This window comes from Providencia sp. PROV080, from assembly GCF_033688105.1.
Lineage (GTDB): Bacteria > Pseudomonadota > Gammaproteobacteria > Enterobacterales > Enterobacteriaceae > Providencia > Providencia zhejiangensis.
This window is the reverse complement of the sequence record NZ_CP096346.1, coordinates 2,383,653-2,400,557: the sequence shown is the minus strand read 5'-3', so window position 1 is coordinate 2,400,557 and position 16,905 is coordinate 2,383,653. Positions and strand designations below refer to the sequence as shown.

The 16,905-nt window shown below is 42.5% G+C and carries 14 protein-coding genes and 1 tRNA gene; 11 read left to right on the top strand and 4 right to left on the bottom strand.

The window, feature by feature from the left end:
• Nucleotides 1-131: 131 nt before the first annotated feature.
• From M1F03_RS10555 to M1F03_RS10535, 5 genes are all read left to right on the top strand, one after another.
• Nucleotides 132-1,082, top strand: coding sequence for a 4-hydroxyproline epimerase (locus M1F03_RS10555; protein ID WP_163861895.1), 951 nt, complete (start codon nt 132-134; stop codon nt 1,080-1,082).
• A 9-nt stretch (nt 1,083-1,091) separates the two neighbouring features.
• Nucleotides 1,092-2,339, top strand: a complete 1,248-nt coding sequence (locus M1F03_RS10550; RefSeq protein ID WP_154622276.1) for an NAD(P)/FAD-dependent oxidoreductase — start codon at nt 1,092-1,094, stop codon at nt 2,337-2,339.
• 19 nt (nt 2,340-2,358) lie between these two features.
• Nucleotides 2,359-3,222: a 4-hydroxy-tetrahydrodipicolinate synthase gene (dapA, locus tag M1F03_RS10545; protein ID WP_251464270.1), complete on the top strand. Its 864-nt coding sequence runs from the start codon at nt 2,359-2,361 to the stop codon at nt 3,220-3,222.
• A gap of 10 nt (nt 3,223-3,232) precedes the next feature.
• Nucleotides 3,233-4,717: an aldehyde dehydrogenase gene (locus M1F03_RS10540; protein ID WP_318839920.1), complete on the top strand. Its 1,485-nt coding sequence runs from the start codon at nt 3,233-3,235 to the stop codon at nt 4,715-4,717.
• 80 nt (nt 4,718-4,797) lie between these two features.
• The gene (locus M1F03_RS10535) at nt 4,798-6,297 is read left to right on the top strand and encodes an alanine/glycine:cation symporter family protein (protein ID WP_251464266.1); all 1,500 of its coding nucleotides are present in this window, start codon (nt 4,798-4,800) and stop codon (nt 6,295-6,297) included.
• Nucleotides 6,298-6,328: 31 nt separating this feature from the next.
• On the opposite strand, the gene M1F03_RS10530 is transcribed toward M1F03_RS10535, so the two are convergent.
• Nucleotides 6,329-6,416 (bottom strand) — tRNA-Ser (locus tag M1F03_RS10530).
• A gap of 319 nt (nt 6,417-6,735) precedes the next feature.
• Between M1F03_RS10530 and ghrA the strand changes: the two genes are divergently transcribed.
• Together ghrA and M1F03_RS10520 are read left to right on the top strand one after the other, a co-directional pair.
• Nucleotides 6,736-7,677: a glyoxylate/hydroxypyruvate reductase GhrA gene (gene ghrA / locus M1F03_RS10525; protein ID WP_251464264.1), complete on the top strand. Its 942-nt coding sequence runs from the start codon at nt 6,736-6,738 to the stop codon at nt 7,675-7,677.
• Between the two features lie 183 nt (nt 7,678-7,860).
• Entirely contained in the window at nt 7,861-8,406 is a 546-nt protein-coding gene (locus M1F03_RS10520) for a molecular chaperone (RefSeq protein WP_154622281.1), read from the top strand.
• 230 nt (nt 8,407-8,636) lie between these two features.
• On the opposite strand, the gene M1F03_RS10515 is transcribed toward M1F03_RS10520, so the two are convergent.
• Nucleotides 8,637-9,197 (bottom strand): lipoprotein, encoded by a 561-nt coding sequence (locus tag M1F03_RS10515; RefSeq protein WP_154622282.1) that lies wholly within the window; start codon nt 9,195-9,197, stop codon nt 8,637-8,639.
• Nucleotides 9,198-9,323: 126 nt separating this feature from the next.
• Entirely contained in the window at nt 9,324-10,526 is a 1,203-nt protein-coding gene (gene mdtH / locus M1F03_RS10510; RefSeq protein WP_163861888.1) for a multidrug efflux MFS transporter MdtH, read from the bottom strand.
• A gap of 177 nt (nt 10,527-10,703) precedes the next feature.
• Between mdtH and rimJ the strand changes: the two genes are divergently transcribed.
• Nucleotides 10,704-11,291 carry a ribosomal protein S5-alanine N-acetyltransferase gene (rimJ, locus tag M1F03_RS10505; RefSeq protein ID WP_154622284.1) on the top strand — a complete coding sequence of 196 codons (588 nt, stop codon included), beginning with the start codon at nt 10,704-10,706 and terminating at the stop codon, nt 11,289-11,291.
• A 172-nt stretch (nt 11,292-11,463) separates the two neighbouring features.
• A complete protein-coding gene (murJ, locus tag M1F03_RS10500) occupies nt 11,464-12,999 on the top strand; it encodes a murein biosynthesis integral membrane protein MurJ (protein WP_196713059.1) in 1,536 nt (511 codons plus the stop codon).
• 114 nt (nt 13,000-13,113) lie between these two features.
• Here murJ and argS read toward each other — a convergent pair whose 3' ends face one another.
• On the bottom strand, nt 13,114-14,844 hold the full coding sequence (gene argS / locus M1F03_RS10495; RefSeq protein ID WP_251464260.1) for an arginine--tRNA ligase: 1,731 nt from the start codon (nt 14,842-14,844) through the stop codon (nt 13,114-13,116).
• A gap of 228 nt (nt 14,845-15,072) precedes the next feature.
• Here argS and M1F03_RS10490 point away from each other — a divergent pair, with 228 nt between their 5' ends.
• On the top strand, nt 15,073-15,627 hold the full coding sequence (locus M1F03_RS10490; RefSeq protein WP_251464259.1) for a VOC family protein: 555 nt from the start codon (nt 15,073-15,075) through the stop codon (nt 15,625-15,627).
• Between the two features lie 179 nt (nt 15,628-15,806).
• Nucleotides 15,807-16,568, top strand: coding sequence for a copper homeostasis protein CutC (gene cutC / locus M1F03_RS10485; RefSeq protein ID WP_154622287.1), 762 nt, complete (start codon nt 15,807-15,809; stop codon nt 16,566-16,568).
• Nucleotides 16,569-16,905 lie beyond the last annotated feature (337 nt).

Sequence of the window (16,905 nt, the reverse complement as noted above, 5' to 3'; positions counted from 1 at the left end):
CAAATGTGATTAGTTCTCTGAAATATTTTTATATTGTGCTGAATTGCGCATCAGTGTGCACGAAAGATATCAAGAATCTTTAACAATAATCAAGCATTCTGTTAACAATTAATGTGAACAGAGGATGTGATATGCACAAGCGTTATACACAAATTGAGGTAATTGACTCCCATACGGCAGGTGAACCAACGCGATTAGTCATTGACGGTTTTCCTGATCTTGGTAATGGCAGTATGGCATCGCGTTTACAACGATTAAAAAACGAATATGACCCATGGCGTACGGCCACCATACTTGAGCCGCGTGGCAATGATATTTTAGTTGGCGCACTACTTTGTCAGCCGCAAAACCCACAAGCCGCTGCGGGCGTTATATTTTTTAATAACGAAGGTTATTTAGGCATGTGTGGACATGGCACGATTGGCCTTGTGGCTTCTTTAGCTTACCTCGGAAAAATAACAGTGGGTGAGCACAGGATTGAAACACCGGTTGGTGATGTGCAGGCAACATTACATGCTGACGGAAGTGTGAGTATTCAAAACGTTTACTCCTATCGCTATCGCAAAGCTGTCAGCGTGAATGTTCCGGAAGTCGGCATTGTGACAGGGGATATTGCATGGGGAGGAAATTGGTTTTTTCTTGTTGAGCAATCGCCATTAGCAATTCATCACCGTAATAGCAAAGCATTGACGGAAATTTGCCTGAAAATCAAATCAGCGTTAGCCGAGCAAAATATCTATGGAAAAGATGGTCAAGAGATTGATCACATTGAACTTTTCGCTCCTCATTCACAAGCAGATAGCCAAAGTTTTGTATTGTGCCCTGGTGGTGCGTATGACCGTTCCCCTTGCGGTACTGGTACCAGCGCTAAACTCGCTTGTTTAGCCGCAGATGGAAAACTCAATGAAGGGGCACTTTGGCATCAGGCAAGTGTGATTGGGAGCCAATTTGAAGCCAGTTATCTCTGGGCCGATGGTAATGGCATCATCCCAACGATTCGAGGGACGGCATATATTAGCGGTCGTAATACCTTGCTCATTGATGAAGAAGACCCGTTTCGCTGGGGGATCACGGCTTCGTGAGAGGTGCCTATGGACAAAAAATATTCCGTTATTGTGGTTGGTGGCGGCATTATTGGATTAAGTATCGCGCTTACGCTACAGGCCGATGATATCGATGTTTTGCTTGTGGAAAAAGATCATATTGGTGCTGGTGCTTCATTTGGTAATGCGGGGCATATCGCGACTGAACAAGTATTTCCTGTCGCTGACCCAGCGATTTTAAAAGCGATTCCGGCAATGCTATTTGATCCTCTTGGTCCTTTGCGTTTGGATTGGCGCTACCTATTGCCCTTAACACCGTGGTTATTGCGTTTGTTAGGTAATATGCGCCATAAGCCTTTCATGCATATTCATCATGCACTTTCTACGATTAATGGTGTAGCACTTGCCGCATGGCAAGAATTCAGCGCCCAATGGCAATTAACCGAGTTAGTCAAAATTCAGGGGTCTTTATTAGTCGTTGAAAAAGAAGCCTCCGGTGAAAAGTTACAAAAGCAAGGTGAATATCTCAATTCAATAGGGGTTAGTAACCAATGGTTGAGCCAAGCGCAATTGTTAGCACGTGAGCCAGGGCTTGCGAACAACCAATTGGGCGGGCTCTACTATCCGGATACTGGCCATGTTGTCGACTTAAAAGCGTTACACACTAAATTAACCGAGCATTTTGTGAGATTAGGTGGTGAAGTGCTCTCTCAATGTGAAGTGACTGCCATTCACTCTCCCTCAAGTGAGCGCGTCATTTTAACGACAACCAAAGGGCAGTTAGTTGCTAAACAGGTCGTTATTTCAGGTGGTGCCTTTTCTAAATCATTAGTGAACATGGTCAGTCGTATTCGCGTGCCACTTGAAACTGAACGTGGGTATCACTTAATGCTACCGAATGAAACGGATCGCTTGAGCATACCTGTCTCAAGTTTAGATAGACGTTTTATCATGACGCCAATGAAGGGGGGGTTACGTCTTGCTGGCACCGTTGAGTACGCAGGATTAAAACGTCCTGCCAATATGCAACGTGCCCGCCATTTTATTCCTCTTGCTAACCCCATGCTTAAAACTCCACTTAATGAAAACCAACGTACTGAGTGGATGGGGTTTCGCCCCACGCTATCCGATTCTTTACCAGTTATTGATAAAAAAGGACCTTACATTTTTGCTTTTGGCCATCAACATTTAGGGCTAACTCAATCGGCAATCACCGCCAAAATTGTGCATTGCTTGTTTAAAAAACAACCGACACCAATCGATTGTTCCCCTTATTCAATTGAGCGTTTTATTTAATATTTTAAGGAGATTTAATATGAATTTTCATGGCATCGTCGTTCCAATTGTGACACCTTTTCATGATGATTATTCTTTAAATATCAGTGGATTGGCTAAGTTAACCGAAACGTTAATCGAAAAGGGGGTATCTGGCCTAGTCGTCTGTGGTACGACTGGAGAATACTACGCATTAAGTGAAGAGGAACGTGAAACAGTTCTTAAGACAGTAAGTAAAATCGCCAAAGGACGAGTCACTCTAATTGCGGGTATTAATGACTTATCTACCGAAGGAGCGATTAAACGAGCGCATCAAGCGGAATCCTTAGGTTACGAAGGATTGATGCTGTCACCTCCTCCCTATAGCTTGCCTGATCAACAGGGTGTGATCGCGCATTATGAAAAAGTCGCTTTAGCAACGCCATTGCCGATCATCATGTATAACTTCCCTGCTCGAATTGGTATTGAAATTGAATATGACACCGTAGTGCATTTATCTAAAGTTCAAAATATTGTCGCCATTAAAGAAAGTAGTGGGGATTTCAGTCGAGCGCTACGCTTATTGCAAACCTCGTTTGACAATTTTGAAGTGATTTGTGGGTGTGATGACCAACCCGTTGATTTTTTCTTTTGGGGAGCGAAAAGCTGGATTGCAGGTGCTGGAAATGTCTTTCCAGCAGAGCAAGTCGCTATTTATAACGCGGCACAGCAAGGTGATTGGTCAACAGCAAAACGCATCATGTCCGAGATTTATCCTGCCATTTATTCAATGGAGTCGGGAGATTATAACCAGAAAGCCAAAGCCGGTTGTATCAAGGGCACTGTTGATGTTGGCCCAGTAAGAATGCCGCTATCAAATATCTCACCACAGCAACAACGTGATTTTCTCGCTCTGATTAAATAAGGAGAACCCCATGAAAACCACTAAAGAAGAGGTGTTTAAACGTGCACGTGCAGGTCAATTATGGGCAGGGAACTTAATCGATAACTATCGCGATAGTGGCGCAAAACTGGAAAACCGCACACCTATCGACGATAGCCTAATCGGTTTTATTGCAGATGGTAATGCTCAAGATGTTGAAGCCGCGGTATTGACCGCAAGGCGTACTTTTGTTGAGGGTTGTTGGCAAAATTTATCACCCCAAGAGCGCAAACAGGTAATGCTGCGCTGGGCTGAATTGATTGAATATCATAGTGAGGAACTGGCGGCGCTCGATTGTATCGATGCAGGTAAACCAATTACTGAATGTTTGAATACGGACATGCCAGCAACGGTGGAAACCTTTTATTGGTATGCAGAAGCGCTGGATAAAATGTTCGGCAAAGTAGCCCCAACGGGTCAGCAAGAGTTGGGATTGATTGTTCAAGAACCTATCGGGGTTGTTGGTGCTGTTTTACCGTGGAATTTTCCAGCGCAAATGTTTGCTTGGAAAGTGGCGCCAGCGTTGGCTGCCGGTAATTCGGTAATCGTCAAGCCCGCAGAATTAACCACACTTAGCGCTTATCGAATGGTGGAACTGGCTTATGAAGCCGGTGTACCAAAGGGCGCTTTGAGTTTAGTGTGTGGGCTAGGTGAAAAAGTAGGAGAGGCGATAGGTCGGCATAACGATATTGATATTGTTTCTTTTACGGGGTCGACTGACGTGGGCCGATTATTCCTTAAATACTCCGCTGAAAGTAATTTAAAAGAGATAGTCTTAGAATGTGGTGGTAAAAGCCCACAAATCGTTTTTGCCGATGCGGATCTCGATGCCGCAGTACCACATATTATGGCCTCCGCTTTCTGGAATATGAGTGAAAATTGCAGTTGTGGTTCGCGCTTAATTGTTCATGAAAGCATTCATCGTAAACTGTTAGATAAGCTTGTTACTGCAATTGCGGATTGGAAAGTTGGCAATCCGATGGATGAATCTGTTTCAATTGGGCCAATGATCGAAAAAGCCCATTTTGAAAAAGTAAAATCCTTTATTGAATTGTCGTTACAACAGGGCGCAAAAAGGGTGGCTGGGGGCAAAATTCACAGTGAACTCGGGAGTGGTTGGTACATTGAACCGACGATATTCGACAATGTTACTCCGGAGATGTCACTGTTTCAAAATGAAGTGTTTGGTCCCTTACTTGCCGTCTCCACGTTTTCTAGCGATGAAGAGGCTATCACTCTCGCCAATAAGACTCACTATGGGTTAGCGGCTTCATTTTACAGTCAGAATGTGCACCGGGTCATGAAAGTGGCCCGCCAAATTAATGCTGGCACGGTATCCATTAACGGATTTAGCGAGGGCAACATTACCACGCCGTTTGGTGGATTTAAACAATCCGGTTTTGGCGGGAAAGATAATGGACTGGAAGCTTTCGAGCAATACACACAAACAAAAGTGATTTGGATGATCCACCATTAATTCCTTGATAGACCTGAGCTTATTAAGTTCAGGTTTTTTTTACCTTGCAAACATCATGACAATAACGAAGGAGTACTCATATGGAAGCCATCGTTAACACGCTCGTTGGATACATTTGGGGTAATGCTTTAGTGATTTTATCACTTGGCGTTGGTCTCTATTTTACATTAGCTACACGCGGTGTGCAGTTTCGCTATTTGATTAAAATGATCTGTTTACTCAAAGAAAATAAAGCATCAAAAGAGGGGATTTCGTCATTCCAAGCATTTTGTTTAGCCTTATCAGGTCGTGTTGGTGTCGGTAATATTGCTGGTGTTGCAACGGCTATTGCCGCAGGTGGCCCAGGGGCGATATTTTGGATGGTTGTCATGGGGCTCTTAGGGGGTGCGAGTGCGTTTATTGAGTCAACTCTTGCACAAATTTATAAGCAACGCTCTGATGGGCAATATCGCGGCGGTTCACCTTACTATATCGAAAAAGGGTTAAAGCTAACGCCGTTTGCTATTTTTGTTGCGGCAGTAATTTGTCTGTCTTACGGCGTATTGGTTCCGGGTATTCAAGCCAATACGATAGCTGATTCATTCCAAACATCGTTTAATATTCCGCCTGTGGTGACGGGATTAATCGTGACATTACTCATGGCATGGCTAATTTTTGGTGGTGTTAAACGTATTGCTAGCGCAGCGGACAAAATTGTTCCATTAATGGCACTCGCTTATATTGTGATGATGGTGATTATTTTATCTAGCCATTATGACAAAGTGCCCGCTATGTTTAGTTTGATTTTCCGTAGTGCGTTAGGGATGGATGCGGTATTCGGGGGGATCGTTGGGACTGCTGTCTCTTGGGGGGTTCGTCGAGCGGTATTTTCGAATGTCGCTGGAGCAGGGGAAGCCACTTTTAGTTCCGCAGCCGCAGAAGTGAGTCACCCTGCAAAGCAAGGATTGATTCAAGCTTTTTCCATCTACATTGATACGGTGTTAGTGTGCACAGCCTCAGGGCTGATGATTTTGGTCACTAATATGTATAACGTCTTTCCTGATGGGAGCTCGACTGCACTCATTGAACATATACCGGGCGTCGCGGCGGGAACGGCATGGACACAAATGGCGGTTTCAACAGTCTTTGAGTCAACGGGCTCTGGGTTTGTTTCAGTAGCGGTCTTTTTATTCGCTTTTACCACGTTGATGGCTTATTACTATATTGCGGAAACGACGATTGTTTATTTGGATCGCAAACTCAAATACCCTATTTTAAAGCTGCTGCTAAAAATTGTCTTTTTGGTCATTATATTTATCGGCAGTATTCAATCCGTTAGCATGATGTGGAGCTTGGGTGATATTGGTTTTGGCAGTATGAGCTATCTAAACTTAATTGCGATTGTGTTTTTATCTAAGCCAGCTCTTCGTGCGTTACGTGACTATGAGAGACAAGAGAAATTAGGTATCGACCCTGTATTTGACCCCAAGGTAGCCGGTATCGAAAATGCGGAAGTATGGGAAGAAATTAGTCGCGAATATCAATCACATCATCAAGACAATAAGCAGGAAGAAACAGAGAAACGACTTACAACAGAATAAATACTCAGAGGACAGGCAGTTATAAATAAAATGGCGGTGAGGGAGGGATTCGAACCCTCGATACGTTGCCGTATACACACTTTCCAGGCGTGCTCCTTCAGCCTCTCGGACACCTCACCGTATTTTAAATACCTTGTTGCAGTGCTAGATAATAACTCGTACTGCAACGGGGCGCTACTATAGGGAAAAGTGGGCCTTGCGTCAACTCCCTATTGATGCTTTTTAGCAGTTTGATGGTCTGTTTAGTTAAATAAAAAACAATTTGGTTACTATCTAATCTTTTGACGAGGATCTTTAATAATTATAAACTTCAAGTCTTAATTATTAAATTCGTTATCCGCTTAACAAAACCTCAATCACAGCGCTTATCATTCGTTGCATTCGCTTGAAAATAAAACATTTTCGACACACTCTGTGGTAAACACAAGAGGAGTTGTCATGAATATTCTATTTTATCATCCATTTTTTGATGCCAATGAGTGGATAGACGGCATGAAAGCAAGACTTCCACAAGCCAATATTCGTCAGTGGGTTAGAGGCGATAAGCAAAGTGCCGATTATGCTATGGTTTGGCTACCTCCTTATGAGTGCCTAGCAGGCCGAAAAGATCTTAAAGGCATATTTGCCCTTGGTGCGGGGGTTGATGCTATTTTAAAACAAGAGCATGAGAACCCTAGCACTTTACCCGCTGGCGTTCCATTAATGCGCTTAGAAGACACAGGTATGGCACAACAGATGGAAGAATACGCAATGGCGAAAGTGCTGTATTACTTCCGTCGCATGGATGAATACCGTCAATTTCAATCACAGCGCCAATGGAAACCTCTTCCTGCCAATCGACACGAAGAGTTTGTGGTGGGAGTCATGGGAGCAGGGGCCTTAGGGCAAGCCGTCGCCAAAAGACTGGTAGAGTTTGGTTTTCATGTGAGAACTTGGAGCCGAAGCGAAAAACAAATTCATAAAGTGAAAAGTTATTATGGGCAGGATCAATTAAGTCGCTTCTTGCAGGGCACTCGGGTAATAATCAATTTACTGCCGAGTACAGCACAAACCGTCGGTATTTTAAATCAAAGCTTATTTAGTCAGTTACAAAAAAATGCCTATATTATTAACTTGGCTCGAGGCTCTCACCTAGTTGAGCAAGATCTGCTGGCAGCACTTGACTCAGGTCAGGTTGCGGGTGCTTCTTTAGATGTATTTGCCAGTGAACCATTACCTCAGATGCACCCTTTTTGGACCCACCCACGTGTGGCGATAACCCCTCATATTGCTGCTATTACTTTACCGAAAGAAGCGATGGATATGATCAGTAGCAATATTCAACGAATTGAAAATGGACAAGAACCTGTTGGTGTTGTTGATATGCAGCGGGGGTATTAAGGTATACTTGAGAGACTTCAAACGGTAGGCGAGTGCGAGAGAACATTTTCCTGCGTTTAGGTGTGCTAGCCATAGAGTGATTGGTATGGCTAGCCGCTGATTCGTTTTTTGTCTCACTACGTCTGGAGTGATATAGAGTATACTTATGATAAGTTATCGCGTAATGCAACACAGGAAACTTAAATGAACGAATTTTCGATCGTTTGTCGTATTCTAGGAACGCTTTTTCAACGTGCTCCTGATGATAGCGTGGTTAAGCCACTACTGGATATGATCGCTCAAGATAAACTGAAAGCATCATGGCCATTAGAGCAGGATGAGTTGTGGGCACGTATGGCCAAATCGGTTGATATGAAAGCTATCGTTGCTGACTATCAAGCTTTATTTACTGGTGAAACACCGGCAGTTTCAGTATTCGCTCATGATTATGATGAAGAAATAGCAGAAGCCGAAATTCGTGAATTTCTTGTTGAAAGAGGAATGACACTCACTGCTGGCCGAGTCGATGCGTTTGGTGCGTTGCTATTGGCGGCATCGTGGTTGGAAGATCAAGCGGCAGAAGATGAAATAGCAGCCCAAATTGAGTTATTTGATAGCTTTATCTTGAGCTGGTATGGGGCATTTTTGGGAAAAATGGAAGCACATGCAACAACCGCGTTTTATCGTACATTAGCTCAAATTGCTCGTGATGCAGTTATTGCACTGCGTGACGAATTAGAATCAGAGTGACGCTGTCACTTTTGCGATTCACTTATTCAGAGGGAGCTCCATCCTATAGGTGAGCCGTTTCTCTTTATGAGGGACTATTCTGACGATAAGTTTTGTGTTTTTGAACCTGTTATAGGTTGCTCATGTGCAACATTAGCGGTGAAGTTCTTTCTAATAAGACGAAATAGCAAAAAGGCAACGTATTATTCGTTGCCTTTTGTGCTGTTTTCAATCGAAAAAATTTATGGATGTCACTCGACTAAAGGAATAATTAACTTCCCAGGTTTAATTTCTAACCCTTTAGCGAGTTTTTTCGCGGTTGCTTCAGCTGCACCATTGTCAGGATTTAACACATAAACGGGTTGTGTTTCAAAAAAAGTTTCCAGTGAACTATTTAAATAAGGGATGACAGCGGCGATAGCGGTATCCATATTTTCTGGGGTCACTTGGTATTGGCTAATATTGAGTTCTTTTAAGTAAATTGACCCTGTTTTTACATCAAAATAGGGACGGGCTGTCAATGTTAATGCAATTTTAGCCTCTGTTTTACCTAATAAAGTGTCTAAGTTGACGGTTGCATCACCTGTTAATGCTACTTTTCCGGGCTCACTACGACCAATTTCTGATTTCAAGTTAGCTAATTGAATATCTGCATCAGCCACACCGGAAATACCGACTTTATGGTTATATTTAACTTTTGTCGCAAGATATTGGTTAAGTGTGTTTTCACTGATAGAAAATTCAGTGATTTGACTACAGCCAGTCAGTATCGTCAAACAGCCAATCATTGCCGCCAAGATAAATTGTTTCATAAACACTCCTTTTACAGTAACCCCATTATCTTATCCTATAATTGGGGTTAGTTGGTCTTCTGTTCTGATTTTTATTGGTGAGCGTTACAATTTATGATTGCTTGAGTCACTTAAACATACGTTGAATTAGCCACTTAGCATGGTGGATTCAATTTTTTTGCGGTTAAACTGTTTATGCAGTGCCCACAGGGTAATAAATCCAATCGTTCCTAATAAGAACCAAGGTAGTTGTGGTACATTCCATTGATGACCGATATCGTACATCCAGCCGCCACCAGTGTAACCAACTGCGCCACCTAAGGCCAATCCCAAGCGACTAAACCCCATATAGCTGCCGCGGGCGCGGGGATCAGCCAGTGAAGCACTTAGCGTTTCCCTTGCAGGATCTGCGGTCACCGTGCCTAAATAGAATAAACAAATTAACCCAAAAAGAACCTGTAATGAGCTTGTCATGCCAATCGGGAACATGCTTAAACTCATTAAAAAGAGTCCTGCCATCAAACGTTGCTCGAGTCGAAAATGCTTTTCACTCCAACGAGCGATAGGATAAAGCAACGTTAATGAAATCATCGCTTCAATCGCATACATCCATTTTACTGCGGTTGGGGTACCTGCCAGCTCATTAACAACGATGGGAAACATCAACATCACTTGTACGGATAACATAAAATAACCGGCAAGGGTAACAACATAGGTGACAAAGCGTTTATCTTTAAGAACACGCCCCATGCCTTCTTTGATTGGTGTTCGAACCGTTGAAATACGATAAGCCGGTAATAACCAAGCATTGCAGATTGCGGCAATCACGAAGACGAAGGCACCCGCCCAACAGACATAATGGAAGTCATATTGGAGTAGCCAGCTGCCAATCAGTGCGCCGATCACTGCACCAGCACTATCTTGCATCAAAAGTAGCGAATAAAAACGGCCACGCTCATAGGGACGGGTTAATTTGATAACTAATGCCGTTCTGGGAGGGTCAAATAAGGTGCCACCTAATGCGGATAGTATGCAGGATAGCCACAGCACCCATGGGTCATGAGCGATTGCCATTAATGCAAAACCACAAGCTCTCAGTAACATGCCTATGACAATCATTGGTTTGGCACCAAAACGGTCTGCAATAGCGCCACCAAAAATGCCTAAACCCTGTTGCACAAATTGCCTAAGACCGAGTGCAAAGCCGACAATGACTGCCGCCCAACCTAATTGGTCAACAAAACGGATGGAAATTAATGGAAACACGACAAAAAAACCTAGAACAACCAACATATTGTCTAGGAGTAAAAAATATTTACCCAGACTTCTCGCCTGTGATACCTGCGCCATGACACACCATCGTAAAAAATAACAAAGAAGGAAGGATTCTTAATGTCTCCCATCAATAATATCAGTAGAATAGGCAAGGGAAGATGATATTTTTTTATCGTTAGAACGATGAGTTATTAATGTTTTATTTTTTAGCATTACGCCGTTTCTGGTGATTCAATTTTAAAAGGGTTAACGATGTTTGGTTATCGAACAAATGAGCCAAAAGTACGTCTTGTGACAGAAAGAATGGTTGTACGTTTAGCGTATGAGCGTGATAGCTATCGGTTAGCGGATTATTACAGCGAAAATAAAGAGTTTTTAAAACCATGGGAGCCGACTCGCGATAGCTCACATTTCAATCCATCAAGTTGGAACAATCGTTTACACCTAATGACCGAATTGCATCGTCAGGGTAATGCCTATCATTTTTTATTATTAGATAATCAAGAAAATGAAGTGATCGGTGTTGCTAACTTTAGTAATGTGCTGCGTGGCGCTTTTCATGCATGCTATTTAGGCTACTCGTTAGGTGAAAAATGGCAAGGGAAGGGATTGATGTATGAGGCTCTTGCTCACACTATCCGTTATATGCAAACACATCAAGGAATGCACCGGATTATGGCGAACTATATGCCACATAACCTGCGTAGTGGCAATCTATTAGCACGTCTTGGTTTTGAACGAGAAGGTTATGCAAAACAATATTTGCAAATTGATGGTCAATGGCGTGATCATGTTTTAACAGCACTTACCAATGAAAATTGGAAACAAATAAAACCTTGATTAAGTGTCTTGCTCAATATGCTGAAGAGCTGCTAAACACCAGCCACTGGCTATGCTCGCTGGGTTGTCGCTTTCAGTAGACGAGTAAAATCCGATTTTAACTTTTCAATCATAGTCAGTTATGCTCTGCACTGATAAACTGGCACGATTGTTTTCTTTTAGTTTGCCTATCATGAATTTATTAAAATCATTAGCAGCGATAAGCTCCATGACGATGATGTCTCGAGTGCTTGGGTTTATCCGTGATGCTATCATTGCTCGAGTATTTGGGGCTGGAGCCGCGGCAGATGCTTTTTTTGTTGCATTCAAACTGCCCAATCTGTTGCGCCGAATTTTTGCCGAGGGCGCATTTTCACAAGCGTTTGTGCCAATATTAGCGGAATATAAGAATCAACAAGGCGATGAAGCAACCCGTACTTTTGTTGCTTATATTTCTGGAATGCTGACATTGGCTTTAGCCATTGTGACTGTCCTTGGGATGATCGCCGCACCATGGATAATCTATGTCACTGCACCCGGTTTTACCACAGATGCCGATAAATTTGCGTTAACCACCGATCTCTTACGTGTTACTTTCCCCTATATTTTCTTGATCTCATTAGCATCACTGGCAGGGGCAATATTGAACACTTGGAACCGCTTCTCGGTCCCCGCGTTTGCCCCGACCCTTCTGAACGTGAGTATGATTTTCTTTGCTGCATTTGCTGCCCCTTATTTTGATCCGCCAGTGATGTCATTGGCTTGGGCGGTTATTGTGGGAGGGGTTTTACAGCTGGTCTATCAGCTCCCTCATTTGAAAAAAATCGGTATGCTTGTCCTCCCGCGGATCTCTTTTCGTGATAGTGGGGTTTGGCGAGTGATGAAAATGATGGGGCCAGCTATTATTGGGGTATCGGTCAGTCAAATTTCTTTGATTATCAATACGATCTTCGCGTCATTCTTGCAGTCAGGTTCCGTATCTTGGATGTATTACGCCGATAGGTTGATGGAATTACCTTCCGGTGTTCTTGGGGTTGCGTTAGGGACTATTTTATTGCCATCACTATCAAAAAGTTTTACGAGTGGCAATCATCAAGAATACCGTCATTTAATGGACTGGGGGCTACGCCTTTGCTTATTGTTAGCCTTACCTTGCGCCATTGGATTAGCTATTTTGTCAGAAGCATTAACTGTGTCTTTATTCCAATATGATAAGTTTACGGCGCATGACTCGTTGATGACACAATATGCATTGATGGCATATTGTGTAGGGCTTACCGGCATGATTTTAGTGAAAATTTTAGCACCGGGTTTTTATTCTCGTCAGGATATTAGAACGCCAGTTAAAATCGCTATTGTTACGTTAATCTTAACGCAATTAATGAATTTAGCCTTTATTGGGCCAATGAAGCATGCAGGTTTAGCGCTGTCAATTGGTTTGGCGGCCTGTTTTAATGCTGGGGTTCTGTATTGGCAGTTACGCAAACAAGAAATTTTCAAACCACTTGCAGGTTGGAAAGTCTTTATTTTTAAACTCATCGTCGCACTTATTGTCATGGCAGCGGTTCTGTTTGGTGTATTGCAGTTTATGCCAGAATGGCAAGAAGGGAATATGGCCATGCGCATGTTGCGTTTAATGTTTGTCGTGATTATCGGTGCGGGGAGTTATTTTGCGGCTCTGTTTGCTTTAGGCTTCCGCCCAAGGGATTTTAAAAAGCACAGCATTTAACATTATTTGCTGATTCATATATAAAAAACGCGCTGTTTTGGGCGCGTTTTTTATTATTAAGATACCTATAAAAAACCCATATCCTAGGATATGGGTTGATGGTCAAGCGGTATATTACATGCGTTCGACAGTTTCGATGCCTAATGTATCTAAGCCCGCTTTCAAGGTTTTTTGAGTTAATAGTGCGAGTTTTAAACGGCTTTGACGTTGTGCATCGTTTTCAGCAGTTAAAATAGGGCAGTGCTCGTAGAAACTAGAGAACAGACCTGCTAAATCATACAGATAAGCACACATGACATGAGGCGTACCATCACGTGCTACCATCAATATTGTTTCTTCAAACTGCATGAGACGAGTAGCAAGTGCGAGTTCACGAGGATCTTGTAACGCCATTGGCTGAGTCAGATCAGCTTGTGTGATGTTGGCTTTTTTGAAGATTGAGGCGACACGGGTGTAGGCATATTGCATATATGGCGCAGTATTTCCCTCGAAAGCGAGCATGTTATCCCAATCAAAAATGTAGTCTGTTGTACGGCTTTTTGATAGATCCGCATATTTAACGGCACCAATACCAACAACATTAGCAACATTATTAAGCTCATCTTCGGGCATATCAGGATTTTTAGCACGGATTAGAATTTGCGCGCGTTCGATCGCTTCATCTAATAAATCAGAAAGGCGAACGGTGCCACCAGAACGTGTTTTGAAAGGTTTGCCATCTTTACCTAACATCATCCCGAACATATGGTGTTCAAGTGACATAGACTCAGGAATATAGCCAGCTTTACGAACAATGGTCCAAGCTTGCATCAAGTGTTGATGCTGACGTGAGTCAATATAGTAAAGAGCACGATCTGCATGCAGAACCTCGTGGCGATATTTAGCACAAGCAATATCGGTTGTTGTATATAAAAAACCGCCGTCTTTTTTCTGGATGATGACACCCATTGGTTCGCCTTCCTTGTTTTTAAATTCATCAAGGTAAACGACGGTGGCTCCTTCGCTTTCAACCGCTAAGCCTTTGGCTTTAAGATCCGCAACAATCCCTGGCAACATATCGTTATAGAGACTTTCACCCATCACATCATCTTCAGTCAAAGTGACATTGAGGCGATGATAGGTTTGCTGATTTTGTTGCATGGTGATATCAACCAATTTACGCCACATTTTGCGGCAATACTCATCACCTGATTGCAGTTTCACCACATAACCGCGCGCACGTTCGGCAAAAGCCTCATCTGAGTCATAATGCTGTTTCGCTTCGCGGTAAAACTCTTCGAGATCAGCCAGTGCCATGTCACTGGCATTTTCATTTTGCATCTTTTCAAGATAAGCAATGAGCATACCAAATTGGGTACCCCAGTCACCTACGTGGTTAGCGCGGATCACTTTATGACCTAAAAACGCTAAGGTACGGGCAGCAGCATCACCGATAATCGTTGAACGTAAATGGCCCACGTGCATTTGTTTAGCGACGTTCGGGGCAGAGTAGTCGATAACTATCGTTTCAGATTTCACGGGTGATAAGCCAAGGTGGTCACTGCTCAATGCGTGTTCAGCTTGGGTCGTGATCCAGTTTGGCTCAAGAAAGATATTGATGAAACCCGGCCCAGCAATGTCTATTTTGCTTGCAATACCTTCAAGATCTAAATGGCTGACAACTTGCTCGGCCAGTTGTCGGGGATTGATGCCCATTTTTTTCGCTGCGCCCATGACACCATTTGCTTGATAGTCACCAAATTGGGCTTTTGCTGATTGACGCACAAGTGCATCACTGCCTTCTGGGGCTCCCGCTGCCTGCATTGCAGCACTGATTTTATCTGAAAGAATAGCCTGAATATTCACCGGATTACCTTAAATAACGAACATAGTTAGCGCATTGTGCCATTACACGCGCAGAACTAAAAGAAAGAAGAGAAAATTCGGCAGGTTTTATACCATATTTTTGAGGAGTCGTGCTACAGTCAAGCCGTTTTATTCACTGTCTGCTGATCATTCTTCAATTTGAATGAGGATACTCACGACGAGTGATTTAACACACGAAATATTAATGTATGAAAAAGAGTATGTTGAATGACTGAATTTGTTGAAGTGCTTGAGTTGCATGATTTGTGGAATGCATTACCTGAGTTTGAGCAAAAATTAGCGAAGGTGGCGGCAGAGTTATCTCTTTCACTCACTGATTATCAGATTGACCACATTTCTGTTCGTTGCCATCATATTGAGACAGCACAACGTTGGCAAAAAGGCCTATTAAAATGCGCTCAGCTTTTATCTGAAAATGAAATCAACGGACGTCCTATTTGTTTATTTGAGCTTAATAGACCTTTAGTGATTGCAGCTCAGGAAGTCTCTGTCGTTGAACTCCCTTTTCCAAAAGATAAAAGGTATGCCCAAGAATCATGGGAACATATTGAGCTGGTGATGAACGTCGCGCCTGAACAGTTAGAAAGTGCGGCGCTTGCCCTGTTACCTCAACCACTACCAGAAGGTTATAGCGTGAAAATGAGCCAGCCTAAAGGGCAGAGTGAATGCTTGCCAAATCCAACATTAGCAGTCACTAATGGGGAGATAACGGTAAAATATCACCCTTACACGCTAAAACAGGTGATAGAAAGCGAAAAATAAGTGATGCAATTAACGTTATGACTAATAATTCGGAAAAAACTGTTCATGGTGTGATATCTATCCGATAACGCTCAGAAATTAATGGCATTATTAGCTAAATGTTAACGAATAACAGGCTCATATTAAGTTGATGAATTAAGTTTTAACGTCAGAGTTTGATTCTATCTTTGGAGGTGGTCATGGCAAAGCTGGAGATTTGCTGTTTTGGTATTGAATGCGCTCAAGTCGCCCAAGAATATGGCGCTGATCGCATTGAATTATGTTCTGGTGCAGCTGATGGTGGCCTAACACCGAGTTATGGGTATTTAAAGTTAGCAAACGAAAAACTGCATATTCCCGTTCACCCAATAATTCGTCCTCGCGGCGGTGATTTTTGCTATGACACAAATGAATTTGATGTGATCAGAGATGATTTGATTATGGTAAAAGAAATGGGCTTTCCTGGTGCTGTCATCGGTATCCTTGATACCGAAGGGCGTATTGATATTGATCGTATGCATATATTGATGGAAATAGCACAAGGAATGCATATTACTTTTCACCGTGCCTTTGATATGTGTATTAATCCATTGCTTGCCCTTGAACAGTTAAAAAACTTAGGTGTGGCTCGGATCCTGACCTCTGGACAACAACAAAATGCAGAGTTAGGTTTACCATTACTGAAAGAGCTAAACGAAAAAAGCCGAGAAATCAATGGCCCAATCATTATGGCTGGCGCTGGGGTACGATTAGCTAATTTAAGTAAGTTTATGGAAATCGGTTTGACGGAAGTGCACAGCTCAGCGGGTAAATCAGTTCCCTCAAGCATGAACTACCGTAAAGTTGGTGTGACGATGGCATCAAACAGTGAAAATGATGAGTTTACACATTACTGTGTTGATGGGCCAACAGTTGAGGCAATGAAAGATTTTATTTCGATTACTGAAAAAATTTCGGCATAGCGGCGACGTTATTCAACAATAGAACGATAAAAAAGAGGGATATTTATCTCTCTTTTTTTTGGTCAGTTAATCAATATTAACAATATATCATCGAATGTATTCTTTTCACGATAAATAATATACCAAGCCCATTAGAGATAATATTGCTCTAGAAATAAAGAGTAGGGCGATAATAAGAAGGTATCAACTCGACGACAATAATTTCACTCTTTAAAGGCGTCAATAATATGATTGGTTGTATCGATAAAATAGACGTAATGGCGTATAAGATAACCTTCTTTATGCGATAAATACGCTTAAATTGATTGGGCAATTATAAAAAATAATGTGCCCAATT